The sequence below is a fragment of the Xanthomonas euroxanthea genome (assembly GCF_903989455.1).
GTDB classification, from domain to species: domain Bacteria; phylum Pseudomonadota; class Gammaproteobacteria; order Xanthomonadales; family Xanthomonadaceae; genus Xanthomonas; species Xanthomonas euroxanthea.
The window spans coordinates 4,005,341-4,025,402 of record NZ_LR861803.1; the positions used below are offsets into that span (position 1 = coordinate 4,005,341).

At 66.5% G+C, this 20,062-nt stretch carries 19 protein-coding genes and 1 riboswitch; of the genes, 4 read left to right on the forward strand and 15 right to left on the reverse strand.

The annotated features are described in order from the left end of the window. Positions 1 to 6 precede the first annotated feature (6 nt). From nusB to H7A86_RS16665, 4 genes are all read right to left on the reverse strand, one after another. On the reverse strand, positions 7 to 495 hold the full coding sequence (nusB, locus tag H7A86_RS16650) for a transcription antitermination factor NusB (RefSeq protein ID WP_119131831.1): 489 nt from the start codon (positions 493 to 495) through the stop codon (positions 7 to 9). After that, on the reverse strand, positions 492 to 956 hold the full coding sequence (ribH, locus tag H7A86_RS16655; protein WP_039423375.1) for a 6,7-dimethyl-8-ribityllumazine synthase: 465 nt from the start codon (positions 954 to 956) through the stop codon (positions 492 to 494). Before ribH ends, nusB begins: the two co-directional genes overlap by 4 nt. 255 nt (positions 957 to 1,211) lie before the next feature. Then, complete coding sequence (gene ribB / locus H7A86_RS16660; protein ID WP_104585536.1) at positions 1,212 to 2,351, reverse strand: 3,4-dihydroxy-2-butanone-4-phosphate synthase; 1,140 nt, start codon at positions 2,349 to 2,351, stop codon at positions 1,212 to 1,214. Next, entirely contained in the window at positions 2,348 to 2,950 is a 603-nt protein-coding gene (locus tag H7A86_RS16665) for a riboflavin synthase (protein WP_104585583.1), read from the reverse strand. The genes ribB and H7A86_RS16665 overlap by 4 nt, the downstream gene beginning before the upstream one ends. Before the next feature lie 162 nt (positions 2,951 to 3,112). Then, a riboswitch (FMN riboswitch) is annotated at positions 3,113 to 3,290 on the reverse strand. A gap of 218 nt (positions 3,291 to 3,508) precedes the next feature. Between H7A86_RS16665 and H7A86_RS16670 the strand changes: the two genes are divergently transcribed. Continuing rightward, on the forward strand, positions 3,509 to 4,132 hold the full coding sequence (locus H7A86_RS16670) for a hypothetical protein (RefSeq protein WP_119131829.1): 624 nt from the start codon (positions 3,509 to 3,511) through the stop codon (positions 4,130 to 4,132). 95 nt (positions 4,133 to 4,227) lie between these two features. Here the strand turns inward: H7A86_RS16670 and ribD are convergent, their stop codons facing one another. From ribD to H7A86_RS16695, 5 genes are all read right to left on the reverse strand, one after another. Next, positions 4,228 to 5,292 carry a bifunctional diaminohydroxyphosphoribosylaminopyrimidine deaminase/5-amino-6-(5-phosphoribosylamino)uracil reductase RibD gene (gene ribD, locus H7A86_RS16675; RefSeq protein WP_180708167.1) on the reverse strand — a complete coding sequence of 355 codons (1,065 nt, stop codon included), beginning with the start codon at positions 5,290 to 5,292 and terminating at the stop codon, positions 4,228 to 4,230. A 20-nt stretch (positions 5,293 to 5,312) separates the two neighbouring features. Next, on the reverse strand, positions 5,313 to 5,798 hold the full coding sequence (locus H7A86_RS16680) for a GNAT family N-acetyltransferase (protein WP_164739254.1): 486 nt from the start codon (positions 5,796 to 5,798) through the stop codon (positions 5,313 to 5,315). Next, positions 5,795 to 6,319, reverse strand: a complete 525-nt coding sequence (gene nrdR / locus H7A86_RS16685; protein ID WP_006453216.1) for a transcriptional regulator NrdR — start codon at positions 6,317 to 6,319, stop codon at positions 5,795 to 5,797. Before nrdR ends, H7A86_RS16680 begins: the two co-directional genes overlap by 4 nt. Before the next feature lie 101 nt (positions 6,320 to 6,420). Continuing rightward, on the reverse strand, positions 6,421 to 7,674 hold the full coding sequence (glyA, locus tag H7A86_RS16690; protein ID WP_104649428.1) for a serine hydroxymethyltransferase: 1,254 nt from the start codon (positions 7,672 to 7,674) through the stop codon (positions 6,421 to 6,423). Between the two features lie 199 nt (positions 7,675 to 7,873). Further along, positions 7,874 to 8,398, reverse strand: a complete 525-nt coding sequence (locus tag H7A86_RS16695; protein ID WP_104585544.1) for an RcnB family protein — start codon at positions 8,396 to 8,398, stop codon at positions 7,874 to 7,876. Positions 8,399 to 8,624: 226 nt separating this feature from the next. Here H7A86_RS16695 and ettA point away from each other — a divergent pair, with 226 nt between their 5' ends. Next, complete coding sequence (gene ettA, locus H7A86_RS16700; protein ID WP_016904669.1) at positions 8,625 to 10,286, forward strand: energy-dependent translational throttle protein EttA; 1,662 nt, start codon at positions 8,625 to 8,627, stop codon at positions 10,284 to 10,286. 53 nt (positions 10,287 to 10,339) lie between these two features. On the opposite strand, the gene def is transcribed toward ettA, so the two are convergent. Further along, entirely contained in the window at positions 10,340 to 10,855 is a 516-nt protein-coding gene (def, locus tag H7A86_RS16705) for a peptide deformylase (protein ID WP_016904668.1), read from the reverse strand. A 274-nt stretch (positions 10,856 to 11,129) separates the two neighbouring features. After that, entirely contained in the window at positions 11,130 to 11,552 is a 423-nt protein-coding gene (gene arsC, locus H7A86_RS16710) for an arsenate reductase (glutaredoxin) (RefSeq protein ID WP_104585587.1), read from the reverse strand. 640 nt (positions 11,553 to 12,192) lie between these two features. On the opposite strand from arsC, the gene H7A86_RS16715 reads away from it, so the two are divergent. Together H7A86_RS16715 and H7A86_RS16720 are read left to right on the forward strand one after the other, a co-directional pair. Beyond that, a complete protein-coding gene (locus H7A86_RS16715; protein WP_164739838.1) occupies positions 12,193 to 12,606 on the forward strand; it encodes a post-PEP-CTERM-1 domain-containing protein in 414 nt (137 codons plus the stop codon). After that, positions 12,599 to 14,257: a PA domain-containing protein gene (locus H7A86_RS16720; protein ID WP_104649427.1), complete on the forward strand. Its 1,659-nt coding sequence runs from the start codon at positions 12,599 to 12,601 to the stop codon at positions 14,255 to 14,257. Before H7A86_RS16715 ends, H7A86_RS16720 begins: the two co-directional genes overlap by 8 nt. A gap of 239 nt (positions 14,258 to 14,496) precedes the next feature. Here the strand turns inward: H7A86_RS16720 and pncB are convergent, their stop codons facing one another. The 4 genes from pncB to H7A86_RS16740 form a co-directional block, all read right to left on the reverse strand. Continuing rightward, the gene (gene pncB / locus H7A86_RS16725; protein ID WP_115677932.1) at positions 14,497 to 15,693 is read right to left on the reverse strand and encodes a nicotinate phosphoribosyltransferase; all 1,197 of its coding nucleotides are present in this window, start codon (positions 15,691 to 15,693) and stop codon (positions 14,497 to 14,499) included. Positions 15,694 to 15,854: 161 nt separating this feature from the next. Then, positions 15,855 to 16,823: a glycoside hydrolase family 113 gene (locus H7A86_RS16730; protein WP_119131826.1), complete on the reverse strand. Its 969-nt coding sequence runs from the start codon at positions 16,821 to 16,823 to the stop codon at positions 15,855 to 15,857. Then, positions 16,805 to 18,100 carry a hypothetical protein gene (locus H7A86_RS16735; protein ID WP_180708168.1) on the reverse strand — a complete coding sequence of 432 codons (1,296 nt, stop codon included), beginning with the start codon at positions 18,098 to 18,100 and terminating at the stop codon, positions 16,805 to 16,807. Before H7A86_RS16735 ends, H7A86_RS16730 begins: the two co-directional genes overlap by 19 nt. Before the next feature lie 49 nt (positions 18,101 to 18,149). Continuing rightward, positions 18,150 to 20,057, reverse strand: a complete 1,908-nt coding sequence (locus tag H7A86_RS16740) for a glycosyltransferase family 2 protein (protein WP_104585558.1) — start codon at positions 20,055 to 20,057, stop codon at positions 18,150 to 18,152. Between the last annotated feature and the right edge of the window lie 5 nt (positions 20,058 to 20,062).

Consider the following 20,062-nt stretch of genomic DNA (forward strand, 5'->3'; position numbering starts at 1 on the left):
GGCGCCTCAGGCGCTGCTGGCGCCGCCGGTGCCCGACTCCACCTTGCGCCACTCCACCGAGGCGCGATCCAGCACGCCGTTGACGTAGGTATGGCCGTGCTCGGAGCCGAAGCGCTTGGCGGTTTCGATCGCTTCGTTGATGACCACGCGGTACGGCACGTCCTGGCGATACAGCAGTTCATAGGCCGCCAGGCGCAGCACCGCACGTTCGATCGCGTCGACCTCTTCCACGCCGCGATCCAGATACGGGGTCAGCGCGGTATCCAGCTCGGCGCGGTTGCTCAGCACGCCTTCGACCAGGTTTTCGAAATAGGCCAGATCGGCCACTTCGTGCGCCTGCTCGTGCGCAAACTGGGAGATCACCTGCTTGGCGAACCCGCCGGAAATCTGCCAGGCATACACCGCCTGCAAGGCGCGCCGGCGCGCGCGCGAACGCAGCACCGGGTCGATGCCGTCGCGACGGACGTGGCGGGCATGTCCACCGGACTTGCTCATGGCAACAACTCCATCAAATTGACCAGTTCCAATGCCGCAAGCGCGCATTCCTCGCCCTTGTTGCCATGGCTGCCGCCGGCACGCGCCTCGGCATCTTCCACCCGCTCGACCGCCAGCACGCCGTTGAGCACCGGCACGCCGGTCTGCAACTGCACGCTCATCAGGCCTTCGGCGCACAGGTCGGCGACGTGTTCGTAATGGCGGGTGTCGCCGCGGATCACGCAGCCCAGCGCGATGATCGCCGCATGCTGGCCGGATTGTCCCAGGCGGTTGGCCGCGATCGGAATTTCCCAGGCGCCCGGCACGCGGACCACGTCGATGGCGTCCTCGCCGATGCCGTTGCCGGCCAGGCTCTGGCGCGCACCGGTGACCAGCGCGTCGGTGATGCGGGCATTCCAGCGGCTGGCGATGATCGCAAAGCGCGCGGTGGTGGGGCGAAGATCGCCTTCGTAGTGGGTCATGCGGGTAGGCAACTCGAGGGGGCGGCAAGTTTAACAGCTGCCGGGGCCTGGCCCGGCCGATGGGTGCCGGCCGGGGCGCCGAAGCAGGCCCGGCCATGTCTGCAGCAGGCGGCGTGCGGGCACGCAGCACCGGCTGGCGCAGCCGCAGGCCGGCGTGGTCGTTGCGCAACCACCGCAGGAACCGCTCGACCGACACGGTTCCAGCGGCGCGTGTGGCAACGACCGGAACGCCGACTCCAGGCCGCCGGCCCTGCGTCAGGGCAGCGCGGCAACCGGCACCGCACGCACGCCTTCGCCGGGATGGCATTCCAGGTACTCCACCACCTCCAGCCCGAACCCGGCCAGGCCCACCTGACGGCGCGGCGTGCCCAGCACGCGCAGCTTGCCCAGGCCCAGCTCGGCCAGGATCTGCGCGCCGGCGCCATTACGCCGCCACTGGCTGACGTCCTTGGCGTTGGTGGCCGCTTCCGGTTGCTGGCGCAGCCTCGCCAGCAGGGATTCGCTGTCGCGCGGCGCCGACAGCACCACCATCACGCCCTGCCCTTCGGCGGCGATCGCACGCAGCGCATCGGTGGCCGCCACGCCGAAGTCATCGCGCTGCCAGTGCAGCAGATCGGCCAGCGGGTTTTCCACCTGCACGCGCACCAGCGTCGGGGTGGCCGGATCGGGCGTGCCGCGCACCAGCGCAAAATGCAGGTCGTGCGCGATGCGGTCGCGGTAGGTCACCAGCGTGAACGGGCCGAATTCGGTGCTGATCTCGCGCGCGTCCACGCGCTCGACGGTGTGCTCGTTGGCCAGGCGGTAGGCGATCAGGTCGGCGATCGAACCCATCTTCAGCCCGTGCTCGCGCGCGAACACTTCCAGCTGCGGGCGCCGCGCCATGCTGCCGTCCGGGTTGAGCACTTCCACCAGCACGCCAGCCGGTTCCAGCCCGGCCAGCATCGGCAGGTCGCTGGCCGCTTCGGTGTGGCCGGCGCGGGTCAGCACGCCACCAGGCTGGGAGATCAGCGGGAAGATATGCCCCGGCTGGCTCAGGTCCTGCGGCCTGGCATCCGGCCGCACCGCGGTGCGTACCGTGTGCGCACGGTCGTAGGCGGAGATGCCGGTGGTCACGCCCTCGGCCGCCTCGATGCTGACGGTGAAGTTGGTCTGGAACTGCGCGGTGTTGTTGCGCACCATCGGCGCCAGGCCCAGCTGCGCGCAGCGCTCGCGGGTCAGCGACAGGCACACCAGCCCGCGCGCGTGGGTCACCATGAAGTTGATGTCCGACGGCTTGACCAGCTCGGCGGCCATGATCAGGTCGCCTTCGTTCTCGCGGTCTTCGTCATCGACGATCACCACCATGCGGCCTGCGCGCAGTTCCTCGATCAGTTCCGGAACGGGTGCGAAATTCATGCCGCACCCCGCGTGCCGAGCAGGCGTTCGACATAGCGCGCCACCAGATCGATCTCCAGATTCACTGCCGCGCCAACCGCCGTCCGCGCAAACGCGGTGTTGGCCACCGTGTGCGGAATCAACGCGACCTCGAAGCCGTCCTCGTCCACCTCGTTGACGGTCAGGCTGACTCCGTCCACGCAGATCGAGCCCTTCTTGGCGACATAGCGCAATACCGACGACGGGGCGGCAAACCGCCAGCGCTGCGCCCGTGCATCGCCATGCACCGACTGCACCTGGCCCAGGCCATCGACATGGCCGCTGACCAGATGCCCGCCGAGGCGGTCGGTGGGGCGCATCGCACGCTCCAGATTCAGCAGCGCGCCTTCCGGCAAGCTGCCCAACGTGGTCAGCGACAGGGTTTCGGTAGAGGCGTCGGCCTGGAAGCTGCCGGCATCGAACGCAATCACGGTCAGGCACACGCCGTTGACCGCGATGCTCTCGCCCAGTTGCACCGCGTCGAATGGCAGGTTGCCGGTGGCGAAGGTGAAACGCACATCGCCGCCTTGCGGCTGGCGCGCTGCCAGATGGCCGACGCCTTCAATGATTCCGGTAAACATCAGCATGCCCCCGTCGTTGACGACAACGGAGCGCACGCAGTGCGGTGGAAGATCGCGACGCAGCGCGACGGGTGAGGCAGGGACATAGTCGTTTCTCGCAGGAGTTGAGCGAAAAACGCCACAAGGCAAACAGGCGCGCGCACAGCCGCGAGGCTGCGCGTTGGCCGTCTTCTTTCATCCGGACTATACCGTCGGCCCCGGCATCGCACCGGATCTGCTGACCTTGCGCAGCGGGGTTTCGCGTGGATCCGCTCAACTCCGATGCGCAAGCGCTCGCGGGCTCGCATGCTTGCGCATGCCTACCGCCGGTGGGGAATCGCACCCCGCCCTGAAGACGTTCGTGAGTACCGGCGAACCGGTGCGCAAAGTCTAACAGGGCCTATCGGCGCGATGGCTGAGCGTCAGCGACGGCTGGCAGGACACTGCGTCATGTGAGGAAATCCCCCATAGCCAGGATTGTGAAGGATCTGTTAATTTACCCGCCGCGACGGGAGACGTCGCTTTTTCCCTCCCGCAACGGGACGGAGACACGGACATCAATTCGGAGAGAGACATCCAATGCGTAACACCCTGATCCTGGCTGCCGTGCTGGCCGCCGCACCGTTTGCCGCATCGGCCGAAGGCCTGAGCTATTCCTACGTCGAAGGCGGCTGGAACCGGACCGAAATCAACGTCAACGACGCGTCCGACGATATCGACGGTGGCTACATCCGCGGTTCCTGGCAGATTGCCCAGCCGGCCTACCTGCTGGCCAGCTACGAACGTGCCACCAAGGATTACAACCTCGGCAGCGGCTTCGTGATCGACGGTACCCTGCAGCAGGCCACGCTGGGGATCGGCTACCGCCAGGAAATGACCGAGCGCGTCGAGTTCACCGCCGACATCAGCGTGCTGCGCACCAAGGTCGAATCCGACCTGCGCCTGCGCGGTCGCTCGATCGACAACGCGTCCGACTCGACCAACCTGGGCTTTGCCAACCTGGGCCTGCGCGGCAAGCCCTCGCCGCGCACCGAAGCCTGGATCAAGGCCGGCTACATCGACGGCAGCGACGTGGACGAAGGCGAGTTCGTCGGCACCCTGGGTGGCCAGGTCAACTTCACCCGCACCTGGGGCCTGGTTGCCGAAGCGCAGTTCGTCGACAACGCCAACCAGTACAAGGTGGGCGTGCGCGCAAGCTTCTGATCGGCGCGTCGCAGATGCACGAAGGCCCCGCATGCGGGGCCTTTTTCATGCGCGCAACCACACGCCCGCGCGGCATCGGGAAAGCGGTGCAGTGCTCATCCGGCAACAACCGGCGCATAACGCAGACGCAGATCCTGCCCCAGCTGGCGCACATCCAGCAGCTGCAACGCAGACCGCTGTGCCATCGTCTCGATGCCTAGCCCGGCCAGCAGCGGCCTGGCGGTATCGCCCAGCAGTACCGGCGCCACGTAGACCAGCAATTCGTCGACCAGCCCGGCTTGCAGCAGCGCACCGCTCACTGTTGCGCCGGCTTCCACATGCACCTCGTTGATGCCGCGCTCGGCAAGCAGGGCCAACACGGCACCCAGCTCGAAACGGCCGGCATGCAACGGCATCGCAATGAACTGCGCATCGTCCAGCGACGGCGCGGCCACATCCTCGCCATGCAGATACAACGTGGGCGCCTCGCCCTGGCGAATGGTGTTGCATGCCAACGTCCGCAACCCGGCGTCGAGCACCACGCGCAGCGGCGGCACGAACGGCGTGTCATCGCCCAGCCGCACCGTCATCGATGGGTCGTCGGCCAGCACCGTACCGGCGCCAGTGAGGATCGCGCCGGCACGCGCACGCCAGCGCTGCACATCCGCGCGCGCATCGGCGCCGGTGATCCACTTGGATTCACCGCTGGCCAGCGCAGTCCGTCCATCCAGGCTGGCGCCGAGCTTGACCCGCAGCCACGGCCGCCCGCGCTCCACCCGTGACAGGAAGCCCCGGTTGAGCGCGCGCGCCTGTGCCTGCAGGACCCCGCTGAGCACCTCGATCCCGGCCTCGCGCAGCAACGCGAACCCACCACCGTTGACCTGCGGAAACGGGTCGGCCATCGCCGCGACCACACGCGCCACTCCGGCATCGATCAAGGCCAGGGCACAGGGCGGCGTGCGTCCGTAGTGCGCACACGGTTCCAGCGTGACGTAGGCGGTGGCGCCCTGCGCCAGCGCGCCGGCCGCGCGCAGCGCGAACACTTCCGCATGCGGGCCGCCGGCACGTTGATGAAAACCTTCGCCCACGCACACGCCATCGCGCACGATCACGCAGCCAACCATCGGATTGGGGCGCGTGGTGTAGGCACCGCGCTCGGCCAGACGCAATGCCTGGGCCATCCAGCGGTGATCGTCGGCTGTCACGCGCACTGCAGCACCGGCGCGATCTGCATCACCACGATCTGCATCGGCCCCAGCAGCAATTCTGCATGCGTATGCCAACCCAGCCGCTGGTAGTACGGCGCCAGTGCTGGCTGGCAATACAGATACAAGGCCGGCACGCCCATGCGCGCGGCGGCCTGCACGCAGTGCGTCACCAGCGCCTCGCCGATGCCCTGCCCGCGCGCCTGCGGCTGCACGTACAGCGACGCCAGCCAGGGCGACCACTGGCGGATACGCGCATCGTCGTTTTCCAGCAGGCTGACCGACCCGAGCCACTGTGCCTGATCGAGCGCAACCCAGGTGGTCGGGATCACGCCGTCGCGGCTGTGGCTGCGCAACTCGCGCAAGGCCTCATCGAAATTCCAGTCCGGCAACAGGCTGCCGAAGGCCTGCAGATGCGCCTGCGCGAGGGCGGGCAACAGCTCCGGCGTGTCGGCCACGCAGGCGATGCGCATTGCGCTCACCGCTTGCCGGGCTTGCCGGCGCGTTCCAGCGCCGCTTCCAGCAGCGGCAGTTGCTCGATGCCGACCGGCAGCTCGCGCTCGAGCTTTTCGATTTCCTCGCGGAAATCGGCCACGTCCTGAAAGCTGCGGTACACCGAGGCAAAGCGTACATAGCCCACATGATCGAGCTTGCGCAGCTCGACCATCACGTACTCGCCCACCCGCAGCGAGCCGACCTCGCGCTCGCCGGACATGCGCAACTGATGCACCACCGCGCGCACCGCCGCTTCGATCTGTTCTTCGGACACCGGGCGCTTTTGCAGCGCGCGGTCGAAACTGGTGCGCAGCTTGCGCGCATCGAAGGCCTCGCGCCCGCCATCACTCTTGACCACCGTCGGCAGCTTGAGTTCGATCGTTTCCAGGGTGCTGAAACGCTCGCCGCACGCCTCGCACTCACGGCGCCGACGAATCGTCGTGCCGTCTTCGGACACGCGCGAATCGATCACGCGGGTGTCGTTGTGCTGGCAAAAGGGGCAGTGCATCAGGCGTCCGGGAATAGGGAGAGGGGAATAGGGAATCGGAACGGCACAGCTATCGCAGCGTTGCTTTTACCATTCTCGTCTCCCTATTCCCCATTCCCATCTCAGCCATACACCGGATACTTCTTGCACTGCGCCGTCACCGCGTCGCGGACCTTGGCCAGCACCGCTTCGTCGCTGGGGGCGTCGAGCACGTCGGCGATCCAGTTGGCCAGGTCGATGCTGTCCTGCTCCTTGTAGCCGCGGGTGGTGATCGCCGGGGTGCCCAGGCGCAGGCCGGAGGTGACGAACGGCGAGCGCGGGTCGTTGGGCACCGAGTTCTTGTTGACGGTGATGTGCGCCTTGCCGAGCGCGGCCTCTGCATCCTTGCCGGAAACATCGCGGCCGATCATGTCCACCAGCATCAGGTGATTCTCGGTGCCGCCGGACACGATCTTGTAGCCGCGCGCGATCAACGTGTTGGCCATCGCCTGCGCGTTCTTGACCACCTGCTGCTGGTAGGTCTTGAAGTCCGGCTCCAGCGCCTCCTTGAACGCCACCGCCTTGGCCGCGATCACGTGCATCAGCGGGCCACCCTGGATGCCGGGGAACACGATCGACTGCAGCTTCTTCTGCAGCTCTTCACTCGCGCCCTTGGCCACGATGATGCCGCCACGCGGGCCGCGCAGGGTCTTGTGGGTGGTCGAGGTGACCACGTGCGCATGCTCCAGCGGGCTCGGATACACACCGGCGGCGACCAGGCCGGCCACGTGCGCCATGTCCACGAACAGATACGCACCGACGCTGTCGGCGATGGCGCGGAAGCGCGCCCAGTCGATCTTCTGCGAATACGCCGAGAAGCCGGCCACGACCATCTTCGGCGTGTGCTCGGTGGCCAGGCGCTGGACCTCGTCGTAATCGATCAGGCCCTGCTCGTTGACACCGTACTGCACCGCGTTGAACAGCTTGCCGGAGACGTTGACCTTGGCGCCGTGGGTCAGGTGACCGCCGTGGGCCAGGCTCATGCCCAGGATGGTGTCGCCCGGCTGCAGCAACGCCAGATACACCGCCTGGTTGGCCTGCGAGCCGCTGTGCGGCTGCACGTTCGCATAGTCGGCGCCGAACACCTGCTTGATGCGCTCGATCGCCAGCTGCTCGGCAATGTCGACGAACTCGCAACCGCCGTAGTAGCGCTTGCCCGGATAGCCTTCGGCGTACTTGTTGGTCAACTGGCTGCCCTGGGCTTCCATCACCAGCGGGCTGCAGTAGTTTTCGCTGGCGATCAGCTCGACGTGATCCTCCTGGCGGCCGGCTTCGGCAGCGATGGCCTGGGCCAGTTCGGGGTCGTAGGTTTCCAGTCGGACGTCGCGCGAGAACATGCAGAGCTCCGGGGCAGCTGTTGCCAGTAGGGGCGCCGATTGTAAGCCCCCGCGTGGACAGGTGACCAATTGCGGCGCCGGCGCGGGCCACGCGGGCCTTGGCGCGCCCGGCCCTTGAACGACGAGGGCGCACCGGAGTGCGCCCTCGTGTAAGGCCCTGCCCGCTTGCCAGGTCAGGCCGGCCAGGCCACTGCTGAACTTAGTTGTTGAGCACCAGGTCGGCAATCACACCGGTTGCAATGGCCACAAGCAGCAGATTGCCGGTGTTGTCGCGCTGCCAACGGTAGCCATACGGCGGGCGGCGCAGGTTATAGCGGTCGTAGTCGTTGATCACGTAGACCGGGCCGTGGTAGCGCTGACCGCGGGCCCAGTACGGGCGCGGCGGCGGACCGGCGCGGTAGTAGTTGGGGCGATCGTAGACATAGACCCGATTGCGGTCGTAGCGACGGTCCTGATAGCGCGCGTCGCGATAGCCCTCGCGGTAGCCGTTGCTGTAGTAACGGCGGTCCTGGCGCCACTCGCGGCGGTCTGCGCGACGGTCATCACGCCATTCGCGGCGGTCATCCCGGCGGTCATTGCGCCAGTCGCCGCGATGATCGCGGTGGCCGTGGTCATGCCCACGGCGGTCGTCGCGGTCCCAATCCCCGGCAAATGCGGCCGGTGCGGCGAAGCCCAGCGCCAAGATGGAGGAAAGCACAACAGTCACGATGCGTTTGCGGTTCATGGGATTGCTCCTGTCTGCGATGTCGCAATTTCATTAAGGCGCCAACCGCCTTAACGCATTCTTGCTGGAATCGATTACGAAAACGCCCATTCAGGTGACAGGTAAGCTGCCGTTTAGCTGCCGCATCGCCGCCGCGAGCCAGGCCGCTTGCCCGTATAATCGGCGCAATCCCTTTTCCGCTGCCTCCGGCCCCGGCCGGTGGGCTGCCTGCGTCCACGGAGCACCCATGTCGCAATACATCTACACCATGAACCGCGTCAGCAAGGTGGTCCCGCCCAAGCGGCAGATCATCAAGGACATCTCGCTGAGCTTTTTCCCGGGCGCCAAGATCGGCCTGCTGGGCCTGAACGGCGCCGGCAAGTCCACGGTGCTGAAGATCATGGCCGGCGTGGATACCGATTTCGAGGGCGAAGCCCGTCCGCAGGCCGGCATCAAGGTCGGCTACCTGGCGCAGGAGCCGCAGCTCAACCCCGAGCACACCGTGCGCGAAGCGGTCGAGGAAGGCGTGGGCGACGTGCTGCAGGCACAGGCCGCGCTGGATGCGGTGTACCTGGCCTATGCCGAAGAAGGCGCCGATTTCGACGCGCTGGCCAAGGAACAGGAACGCCTGGAGGCGATCCTGGCCGCCGGTGACGCGCACACCCTGGAGAACCAGCTGGACGTGGCCGCCGATGCGCTGCGCCTGCCGCCGTGGGACGCCATCGTCGGCAAGCTGTCCGGTGGTGAAAAGCGCCGCGTGGCGCTGTGCCGCCTGCTGCTGCAGAAGCCGGACATGCTGCTGCTGGACGAACCGACCAACCACCTGGACGCCGAGTCGGTGGAGTGGCTGGAACAGTTCCTGGCGCGCTACACCGGCACCGTGGTGGCGGTCACGCATGATCGCTACTTCCTCGACAACGCCGCCGAGTGGATCCTGGAGCTGGACCGCGGCCGCGGCATTCCGTGGAAGGGCAATTACACCGACTGGCTGACCCAGAAGGACGAGCGCCTCAAGCAGGAAGACAACCAGGAAAAGTCACGCCAGAAGGCGATCCAGAAGGAACTGGAATGGTCGCGCCAGAATGCCAAGGGCGGGCGCACCAAGGGCAAGGCGCGTCTGGCCCGCCTGGAAGAGCTGCAGTCGGTGGATTACCAGCGCCGCAACGAAACCAATGAAATCTTCATCCCGCCGGGCGAGCGCCTGGGCAACTCGGTGATGGAGTTCAAGAACGTGTCCAAGAAGTTCGGCGACCGCCTGCTGATCGACAACCTGTCGATGATCGTGCCGCCCGGCGCCATCGTCGGCATCATCGGCCCCAACGGTGCCGGTAAGTCGACCCTGTTCAAGATGATCACCGGCCAGGAAAAACCCGATTCGGGCGAGATCGTGATGGGCCCGACCGTGCAGCTGTCGTACGTGGACCAGAGCCGCGATGCGCTGGAGGGCAACCACAACGTGTTCCAGGAAATCGCAGGCGGCCTGGACATCCTCAACATCAACGGCGTGGAGATCCAGTCGCGCGCCTACATCGGCCGCTTCAACTTCAAGGGCCAGGACCAGCAGAAGATGGTCGGCTCGCTCTCCGGTGGTGAGCGCGGTCGTCTGCACATGGCCAAGACGCTGCTGCAGGGCGGCAACGTGCTGCTGCTCGACGAACCGTCCAACGACCTGGACATCGAAACGCTGCGTGCGCTGGAAGATGCATTGCTGGAGTTCCCGGGCAATACCTTCGTGATCTCGCATGATCGCTGGTTCCTGGATCGCATCGCCACGCACATCCTGTCGTTCGAAGGCGAGTCGCACGTGGAGTTCTTCCAGGGCAACTACCGCGAGTACGAAGAAGACAAGCGCCGCCGCATGGGCGATGACGCCGGTCCCAAGCGTCTGCGCTTCAAGGCGCTCAAGTAAGCACGACAAGGGCGCCGCAAGGCGCCCTTGTCACATGCGATGCCGCGGTGCGATCACAGGTCGTAGGACAGCACGTCCTCGAAACCGAAGGTGGCGAAGTTCTCGATCCGCGAGGGGTACAGGCGGCCGACCAGATGGTCGTATTCGTGCTGCACAACGCGGGCGTGGAAGCCTTCGGCCTCGCGTTCGATCGGGCTGCCGTCCGGCGCGAAGCCGCGGTAGCGAATGACGCGATAGCGCGGAATGACGGCACGCAGGCCGGGAATGGACAGGCATCCCTCCCAGCCGTTTTCCATCTCCTCCGACAGCGGTTCGATCTGTGCATTGGCCAATGCGGTGCGCGGCACTGCCGGCGCCTCGGGATAGCGATCGCTGGCTTCGAAGCCGAACACCATCAACTGCAGATCCACGGCGATCTGCGGTGCGGCCAGGCCGACGCCGCGCGCATCGTCCATGGTCTCGAACATGTCGGCCACCAGCGTGCGCAGCTCGGCGCTGCCCAGGTTGGTCACCGGTGGCGCCACGCGCAGCAGGCGTTTGTCGCCCATGCGGATAATCTCGCGAATCATCTGGCTGCTCCGGGGAAACGTTGTGGCGATTCTAGGACCTGTGCGGTAGGGGCAGGTGAGGTTGGGGAATGGGGAATGGGGAATGGGGAATGGGGATTGGGGATTGGGGATTGGGGATTGGGGATTGGGGATTGGGGATCGGGGATTGGGGATTGGGGATTGGGGATCGGGGATCGGGGATCGGGGATCGGGGATCGGGAGTCGGGAGTCGGGAATGGGAATTAGGGCGACTGCGCTTGATGTGGGATGACTGCGTGTTCCGGGTATCTGTCTATCAGCCCGTTACGCGTTGCCCGGCATCGTCCAGCACGCGTTCGCCGTCTTCCTTGACGAAGCCGTGCGTCGCCGGCGGCAGCAGGTCCAGCACCCGTTCGGAAGGGCGGCACAAGCGCGTCCCCAGCGCGGTTTGCACGAAGGGTCGGTTGATCAGGATCGGATGCATGAGCATGGCACTCAGCAGCGCTGCGTCGTCCAGCGCGGGATCGTCGAGCCCGAGTTCCAGATACGGGGTGCCTTTCTGACGCATGGCCTCCCGGACCGGGATGCCGGCGGCAGCGATCAGGGACTGCAGTGTTTCGCGTGTGGGCGGGTGTTGCAGGTAGTCGACTATCTGCGGCTCGATGCCGGTATGACGGATCAGGGCAAGGGTGTTGCGGGAGGTTCCGCAGTCGGGGTTGTGATAGATGACGGCGTGCATGGAAGCCTGGTGCGCGGGGTTGCTGACACTATAAATCGCTGCGATGGAATGGCATGCGCAACCAGCGCAGCGCGCCGATGCCGATGCCGGCATCAGCATCCGGCATCAGCATCTCGCCAGCAGGCGCCAGTGCACGGCTTGCGCACGTTGGTGCATCCGCGCTGCCTGCACAGGCCCTGCCGCCGGCCTGGGCGGACTACGACCCCTCTCCCCTCGGGAGAGGGGTTGGGGTGAGGGTACAGGCCGAAGCGCAGATAGACCCAACGCTGTACTCAAGCTCCGCCGGGCTTCGCGCCTGCCCTCATCCGCCCCTTCGGGGCACCTTCTCCCAAGGAGGAGAAGGGAGACGTGATCCGGCTACTGGCGGACAAGGACGGCCTCTGGCCCCCCGGTTTGCGTCAAAACCCTGACCAGCCCGCTCGCCAATCGCCGTTGCACTTCCCGGAAATTTCCCTCGACGCAAGTGCGCAGGTGACTGTTTCAGGCGCTCGTTTCGCATTCAGCACCCTACATGTCAAAAGATTGACACACATCACGGATTCATGATTCAGTCATGAACAGACTGAAACGGAAGGATTCCCCCGACGCTGGTGTCTGCACGGCGTCCCTTTTCCCTGCTGGACCCAAGGAAACCCCAACGATGATGAGCTTTCGTAAGCCCGGATGGATGCTGTCCGGTATGTTGTGCGTCGTTTGTCTGCCGGCCATGGCCGTCGCGCAGGAGGCAGCAACTAACAGTTCCAAGGTCGGCATCGACCCCGCCACCGGCAAGCTGCGCCCGCTGACCGACGCCGAGAGCGCGGCGCTGGACCAGCAGGCCGCCTCGGCCGCCCGCAGCAGCGCTGCCCGCACCGCGGTGCCGCAGACCGAATCTGCCGCACGCGCGACCGAGCGACGCCTGCCCAACGGCACCGTGGCGCGCAAGTTGCCGGCCACGCAGATGAGCTCATTGATGGCGACCCGTCAAGCCGATGGCCGCATCGTCATCGAGCACGGCGACGATGCCGCCACCCAACCCGCCCACGCCGAGCACGGAGCGCTGCCGCATGAATAAGCCCTTGTTGCTGCTGTCCCTGGCCGTGGCTGCCGCCATCGCGCCGCTGCACGCCAGCGCCGCCAACGTCACGCTGATCAATGGCGACGCCGGCACCAGCGTCGGCTTGAACGACCCCACCAGCGCTGCGCCCCTGGGCGGCAACCCGGGGCGCTCGGTTGGCGAGCAGCGTCGCATCGCCTACCAGTACGCGATGGACCTGTGGGGCGCGGTGCTGCAGAGCAATGTCGAGATCAAGGTGTATGCCTCGTTCGCACGGCTGACCTGCACCGCCACTGGCGGCACGCTGGGCCAGGCCGGCCCGAACTGGATCGTCAACGACTTCCCCGGTTCCAAGCCCAATACGCTGTATCCGTCCGCGCTGGGCGATGCGATCGCCGGGCAGGACCTGGTCCCCGATCCCAGCGATCCGGCCGACGTGTTTTCGCAATTCAACGGCGACCTGGGCAAGGACGACTGCCTGGCTGGCTCGGGCTGGTACCTGGGCCTGGACGGCAAGACGCCCGAAGGCCAGATCAACTTCCTCAACGTGGTGATGCATGAGATCGGCCACGGCCTGGGTGCGGCCGGCTTCCTCAACAAGACCACCGGCGTGCTCGGCTCGGGCAGCGGCCTGACCGACGTCTACACCGCGCAGGCCTTCGACAACGTGCAGAACAAGCGCTTCGACGATCCGGCCATGACCAACGCGCTGCGTGCCGAAGCGATGCGCACGCCCGGCCGTACGGTCTGGGCCGGCACGCGCGTCAACCGCGAGGCGGCGCTGATCCTGGATCCGCGCACCCTGTTGCAGGTGAGCGCACCGGCCAGCGCGGCCGGCAAGTTCGAGGTGGGCTTTGCCAGCTTCGGGCCGCTGGCCACGGCGGCCAATTTCCCGGCACGCGCAGTGGTGACGGTCAATGACGGCGTGGCTGCCGCGTCGGCCAGCGATGGCTGCGAAACGCCGTTCGTCAATGCGGCCGAGGTGGCCGGCAAGGTGGCGTTGATCGACCGCGGCACCTGCGCGTTCGCGATCAAGGTCAAGAACGCACAGCTCAACGGTGCGGTGGGCGTGATCGTGGCCAATAACGCGTCCGGCGTGCAGACGATGGGCAATGCCGCCCCGCCGATCACCGACATCACCATCCCCGCCATCATGGTCTCGCAGGCCGATGGCGCGCGGCTGAAGGGCAGCGCCGGAGTGGTGGCGGCGTTGTACGAAGACCCCGAGCTGCTGCAGGGCACCGACAGCGCAGGCCGCACGCGGCTGTACGCGCCCAGCGTGGTGGCCGGTGGGTCGACGTTCTCGCACTTCGATACCGACCTGCAGCCCAACGCGTTGATGGAACCGTTCGATACGCCGGAAGTACAGGCGCATCTGAACATCGACCTGACCCCGGCGCTGTTCGCCGATATCGGCTGGACGCTCAATCGCGGGCTGGCCAAGCTGGGCAGCTGCAATACGCTGGTGCCGACGCTGGAGACCGGCGGGCTGATTCCCGGCGCGAACATCTCGGCCGAAAACAGCCTGTGCAAGGCGCAGAACGCCGGCAACCGCCTGGGTTACCTGACCTGCATGGACGAGCACGCGCGCGAGTTGCAGAACCAGGGGGCAATCAGCCGCATTCAACAGGCAGCGGTGTTTGTCTGTGCCACCAAGGTGCGCCCGTAATCCGCAAGATTCACTGCGTGTAATGCGAACGGCGCCGTCAGGCGCCGTTCGTTTATCTGCAATCACCCTATTCAACGCAAGCAGACCGGCTGCCTGCCAACGCAGGCGTCGCGATTTCGCTTCAGCGTCTGCCATTCCCGCACAGAGCTCGCTCCCCGCTGCGATCGAGCGATGCGCCGCAAGGTTGCTGCTGCCTGCTATGAGCGGCAACGATTTCTCGATGCGCCGCTCCACGTCTATCACTGCCGCGCGTGGTCACCGGCGTCCGGTACCGGCGGCAGGCCGAACACATCGCGCAGATAGCGCAGGTAACCGGCGTCCTCGCACATGCTCTTGCCCGGCGAGTCGCTGAGCTTGGCCACCGGCTGCCCGTTGCAGCGGACCATCTTGATCACGATCTGCAGCGGCGTCGGCCCCAGGTCGTTGGTCAGGCTGGTGCCTACGCCGAACGCCAGCCGGCAGCGCGTGTGGAAGTGCGCGTACAGCCGCATCACCTTGTCGATGTTGAGGCCATCACTGAACACCAGCACCTTGGTCGCGGGGTCGATGCGGTGTGCCTGCAGGTGTGCGATGACACGCTCGCCCCATTCGAACGGGTCGCCCGAATCATGGCGCATGCCGTCGAACAGCTTGCAGAAATACAGATCGAAGTCGCGCAGGAACGCGTCCAGCCCCACCACATCGGACAGGGCGATGCCCAGGTCGCCGCGGTACTCGCGCGCCCACGATTCCAGCGCGGCCACCTGCGAGTCGCGCAACCGCGGCCCCAGTGCCTGGAATGCCTGCAGGTATTCGTGCGCCATCGTGCCCAGCGGGGTCAGGCCGTAATGCTTGGCGAAATACACATTGCTGGTGCCGACGAACTGCGCGCCCAGGCCGTCGCGCAGCAACGGCAGCAACTCGCCGTGCCAATGCCGCGAATAGCGCCGCCGGGTGCCGTAATCGGCAATCTTGCAGCCGGCCGGCATGCTGCGCAGGCTGCTCACCTTCTCGCGCAGGCGGCTGCGACCTTCCTCGAAATCCGGCTCGGAGGTATTGCGGAACCACACTTCGTTGATGATCGCCAGCAACGGCACTTCGAACAGGATGGTGTGCAACCACGGGCCGCGGAGGGTCAGCTCGATCTCGCCCGGATGGGTGGTCGATGCCGACAGCTGCAGGTATTTGCGGTCCAGATGGAACAGCGCCAGGAAGTCGGCGAAATCCGGCTTGATGAAGCGCAGGCCGCGCAGATAGGCCACCTCGTCCTCGTGCAGCCGCAGCCGGCACAGCGCGTCGATCTCACCCGAGATCTCGTCGATGAACTGCGCCAGATCCACGCCAGGCGTGCGGCATTTGAAGCGGTACTCGACCTGCGCGGCCGGATGCTGATGCAGCACCGCCTGCATCATGGTGAATTTGTACAGGTCGGTGTCGAGCAGCGAATGGATGATCATGCCGCCGGATTATGCCCGCAGCGGCGGGCGTGCTGCGTGCAAGCCGGTCGATACGCGGGGCGGCGGCGCGCAAGCTGGCGGCAGTGCGCGGGGCCATTACCTTGGCGATACCCCGGCAATGGCGCTGGGCGCTGGCGCTGGACGATGCCCAGCGCCATCGCTCAGCGCGCCAGCACCTGCTGCGCCGGTTTGCCCTGCACGGTGAAGTCGCTGTCGCCCGGCCCGCCGGCCTTGGGATCGGTGTACCAGCACCACAGCGCGATGCCTTCCACGCCGTGCGCCTGCAACACCTTGCGCCACTGCTGCAACACCTGCAGCTGCAGGCGGGTATCGACGGCGGCAGCGCGTTGTTCCGGGCTTTCCCAGGGTGCGGCCAGGCTGCCACGTGCAGACCGCAGGCCCAGCTCCGCCACCCACACCGGCTTGCCCACACGCTGGCCCAGTTGCTGCAGGCGCTGCGCGGCGGCGTTCATCTCGGCCGTGCGGGCGGCAGCCGCTTCGGACAGGCGCGGATACAGGCTGGTGCCCACCGCATCGAACAACGACCAGTAGCGGAAGCTTTCGGCATGCTCCATGCCGTCGGCCACGTACAGCAGCTTGCCGCGGTAGACCTTGCGCACCTCCGCCACCAGGCCGGGCCACTGCGGCGCGTCCTGCAGCTTGCGTAGTTCGGTGCCGATCACCAGTGCTTCGGCGTGCTCGTCTTCGGCCAGCCTGGCCAACGGCAACACCGCGTTCTGATACGCGGCAAACCAGGCTGCCTGGTCGGTGGGCGCGGTGTCACCGGCCCAATGCCCGGGAATCCACACGTGCACCTTGAGCGTGGCCTGCAGGCCGGCGTGGTGGCTCTGCCGCAACGCGGCGCGCATGTCCTCCACGCTGCTGTCGCTGCCCAATACCGGGTCGTTCGACTGCGGGCTGGCCTGCCACACGAACGCCACCAGCAGCGCCTTGCTGGCGCCGGTCTTGGCCAGCGCATCCAGCGACTGCCCCGCCGCCTCGCTTTGCCACGGCGCATTGGCCGAGACCTTGACGTTGGCGCCCATCCACGTCGATGCATCCGCATTGCAGCCGTTGGCCAGCATGCACGCCCCGACCAGCAACGCGGTGCTCAGAACGCGTTTGAACATGTGGCAGATGCCTCGGTGGTGGACGCTGCGGTGCTCCGCGTGCAGTCCATTGCACCAATGGCCGCGGTGTTCTTGCCCGGCTGCACCATCGCCGCAGTGGCAGCCGCAGCGGGCGCACTGGCGCCGGCAGCGCCCTGCATGGTCACGGCATCGCCCACGGCGGTCACCGCGGTGGGCGGCAACTGCGCCGCGTCCGCTGCCGGCGTCGCCGGGCCACTGGTCGGCAACGACACCGGCGCGGTCATCACCACCGCCTCGCCCTGCAGCAGGGATTGCGCATCGGCAGGCGCCGCACGCATCCAGCTGCCCCAGCCCTGCGGCTGTACCCAGGCCGCCCCGATCAGGCCCAGCAACAGCAGGCCGGCGGCCTGGGTGCGCTGATCGGCATGCAGTGCGCGCAGCAGCAACGCGGCCGGCACCCACAGCAGCAGCAAGGCGTCGAACCCGGCCCAGCCGAAGGCGAATGACAACGCCGCCGCACAGAGGACGGTGCCGGCACTGGCCACCACACCGCGCGTGAGCGCGCTGCTGCGGCTGCGGGCCAACAAGGCCAGGACCGGGAAGCAGACTACCGCCGCCACGCCCCAGCGCACCGCCGACGACCAGTCTTGCGCATGCTCGGCCAACGGCAGCGGCAGCGGATGCGCGCCCTGCCCGATGCTGGACAGCGTCGGCCATGGTGCGTTGAACACGGTCAGGTTGACGTAAGCCCACATGCCGACCAGAAACCCGAACGGCAGGTAGCACACCAGGTAGAAGGAGCCCGGCGCCTTGCGCAGCATCTGCGGCGGCATCACCAGCAGCAGCCACGGCGCCACCATCGTCGACAGCGCCAGGGTCTGCAGATCCAGGCACAGCAGGATGCACAACCAGCCGGCGATACGCAGATAGGTGAAGGCCTCCACCGGTGTCTGCAGGCGGCGCAAGGTGCGGCACAGGCCGTAGAACGCCAGCAGGCCCAGCGCCTGGCTTCCGCCTGCGGCGATTGGCAGCAGGAACAGCGGATTGCAGCCCACCAGCACCGTCAGCCCGCTGGCCCAGCCACGTCCGAACACGCCGGCCAGATCGCGCCACAGCAGCGACAGGAACAGCGCGTTGGCGGCGACCGCCAGGAACGGCCAGACCTGGAACGGCAGATTCCAGCTGTCCAGCCCCAGATTGATCGCCCACGCCAACACGCCGGTTGCCGGCAAGCCGGCTGCTGGTGCGATGGCCGGTGCGGCGGAGCCGGCCGACAGCAGCAGCAACGGCTGGCTCAGCAGCGACAGCGCCACCACGGCGACCAGAAACGCCGGCAGCCCGCTGTGCCGGCGTGGAACTGCCGACTCACTCTTCGAGTGCGGCGCGGCGCTCGTTTTCCGAATGCTTGCTGATGCCATGAGTGGTCTTCTCCCAATAGAACGGATTGTGGATCAGCTGCCAGAGGCCCTTGTAGGCGGCGATCGACTGCAGCGCCCAGTACAACGGCACGGTCAGCGCGTAGGGCGCCAGCTTGAAGTAGTCGCGTTTGAACGCGGCCACCAGCGTGATGTAGATGAAGAACGCATTGGCCAACAACAGATTGACCAGCGAAATGGTGGCCAGCCACGGCGGGAAGAACCGTTCGAACGCGCTTGTCCCGGTGACTGCCCAGACCACGTACAGCGCCCACAGCACCGGCACGCCCAACGCGGTGAAGAAGCCGCCACCGATGAAGAACTGAAAGCCCCAAAAGCCCTTGAACCCGGTGCTGCGATACAGATGCACCGGGTCGCGCATGTGCACCAGCCAGGTCTGCATATAGCCCTTGAGCCAGCGCGAACGCTGCCGGATCCAGTTGGGAATGCTGACGTTGGCTTCTTCGAACGTGGTGGAGTTGACCACGTTGACGCGGTAGCCGTTCTGGATCAGCCGCACGCCCAGATCGGCGTCTTCGGTGACGTTGTACGGGTCCCACGCGCGCACCTGGCGCAGCACATCCAGACGGAAATGGTTGGAGGTGCCGCCCAACGGAATCGGGATGCGCAGGTATTCCAGCGCCGGCAGGTAGAAGTCGAACCAGAGCGTGTACTCCAGCGTGAACATCCGCGTCAGCCAGTTTTCGTCGGCGTTGTAGTAGTTCAGGCGCGCCTGGATGCACACCACATCCTTGTCGGCCTTGCGGAATGCCGCCACCACGCGCTTGAGCTGATCCGGCTCGGGCTTGTCTTCGGCGTCGTAGATGGTGAGCAGTTCGCCGCGCGCAAAATGCAGCGCGTAGTTGCAGGCCTTGGGCTTGGTCTTGGGCTGCGACGGCGGCACCCGGATGATTTCGAAGAACGCTTCCAGGCCGAGTTTCTTGGCGGCCTCGATGGTGTCGAAATCGTCCGCTTCCAGTACCAGCTTCACGTCGAGCTTGCTGATCGGGTAATCCAGCTTGCGCAGCGCATTGGCCAGGATCGGCAGGACTTCCGGCTCCTTGTACATCGGCACCAGCACGGTATAGACCGGCAGGTCGTCATCGCGCAGTGCGGCCACTTCGTCCTCGGTGACCTTGATGTCGATGCGGTGGCGCGAGCCGAACCACACCAGCAACAGCTTCAGTCCGAAGGTCGCCAGAAAGCCCAGCGCCACCAGCACGTTGACGGTGATCAGGGCCGGCACCGGGAACAGCACCATCGCGATCACCAGCACCGCGGCAATTGCCCACAGCGTGAGCTTCTGCCCCCGTGTCACCACCTGGCGCGCCGAGTAGGTCGGCGCATGCGATGCGAGCAGGTTCAGCGCGTTGTCGGTGAGCTGTTCGTCGGCGTAGCGCTGCAGGCTCCAGATGATGTCGAACTTGGCGGTGCCGACAAACCGCACGTCTTCGCCATAGTGCGCACGCGCCCAGGCGAACACCGCCGGGTCGGGGTCGGCCACGGCCAGCACCAGCACGCCGTCTTCGCGGCGCCACGGCAGCAGCAGACGCTGCGCATAACTTTCCAGATCGCCGGGGGTGAGCAGTTCCGGATCCGGCGGCTGCTGCACCAGGTCGACGAACTCCAGGCCGAAGTGCGCGGCGACGATGGCGTAGAACCGCTGCGCCGGCACGCCGCGCTGGGCCAGGATCACATCGCCCAGGCGCGAGTTCCAGCGTTGCTGCAATGCCAGCGCCGAGCGCAGTTGTTCGTCGGTGATGACGCCTGCCGTGACCAGCGCGCGGCCCAACAGACCGCGTTCGCGGCCGATGTCCGGTGCCCGTCCCAGCGCGTCCATTTCGCAGGTGACCGTCATTGTCG

Excerpts from the sequence above, each read along its gene's own strand:
- H7A86_RS16715 (WP_164739838.1), top strand. The coding sequence starts at position 12,193 with ATGATGAGCTTTCGTAAGCCCGGATGGATGCTGTCCGGTATGTTGTGC.
- nusB (WP_119131831.1), bottom strand. The coding sequence starts at position 495 with ATGAGCAAGTCCGGTGGACATGCCCGCCACGTCCGTCGCGACGGCATC.
- def (WP_016904668.1), bottom strand. The coding sequence starts at position 10,855 with ATGATTCGCGAGATTATCCGCATGGGCGACAAACGCCTGCTGCGCGTG.
- H7A86_RS16730 (WP_119131826.1), bottom strand. The coding sequence starts at position 16,823 with ATGTTCAAACGCGTTCTGAGCACCGCGTTGCTGGTCGGGGCGTGCATG.
- ettA (WP_016904669.1), top strand. The coding sequence starts at position 8,625 with ATGTCGCAATACATCTACACCATGAACCGCGTCAGCAAGGTGGTCCCG.
- arsC (WP_104585587.1), bottom strand. The coding sequence starts at position 11,552 with ATGCACGCCGTCATCTATCACAACCCCGACTGCGGAACCTCCCGCAAC.
- H7A86_RS16665 (WP_104585583.1), bottom strand. The coding sequence starts at position 2,950 with ATGTTTACCGGAATCATTGAAGGCGTCGGCCATCTGGCAGCGCGCCAG.
- H7A86_RS16740 (WP_104585558.1), bottom strand. The coding sequence starts at position 20,057 with ATGACGGTCACCTGCGAAATGGACGCGCTGGGACGGGCACCGGACATC.
- H7A86_RS16720 (WP_104649427.1), top strand. The coding sequence starts at position 12,599 with ATGAATAAGCCCTTGTTGCTGCTGTCCCTGGCCGTGGCTGCCGCCATC.
- ribD (WP_180708167.1), bottom strand. The coding sequence starts at position 5,292 with ATGGCCCAGGCATTGCGTCTGGCCGAGCGCGGTGCCTACACCACGCGC.
- H7A86_RS16670 (WP_119131829.1), top strand. The coding sequence starts at position 3,509 with ATGCGTAACACCCTGATCCTGGCTGCCGTGCTGGCCGCCGCACCGTTT.
- nrdR (WP_006453216.1), bottom strand. The coding sequence starts at position 6,319 with ATGCACTGCCCCTTTTGCCAGCACAACGACACCCGCGTGATCGATTCG.
- ribB (WP_104585536.1), bottom strand. The coding sequence starts at position 2,351 with ATGAATTTCGCACCCGTTCCGGAACTGATCGAGGAACTGCGCGCAGGC.
- pncB (WP_115677932.1), bottom strand. The coding sequence starts at position 15,693 with ATGATCATCCATTCGCTGCTCGACACCGACCTGTACAAATTCACCATG.
- ribH (WP_039423375.1), bottom strand. The coding sequence starts at position 956 with ATGACCCACTACGAAGGCGATCTTCGCCCCACCACCGCGCGCTTTGCG.
- glyA (WP_104649428.1), bottom strand. The coding sequence starts at position 7,674 with ATGTTCTCGCGCGACGTCCGACTGGAAACCTACGACCCCGAACTGGCC.
- H7A86_RS16695 (WP_104585544.1), bottom strand. The coding sequence starts at position 8,398 with ATGAACCGCAAACGCATCGTGACTGTTGTGCTTTCCTCCATCTTGGCG.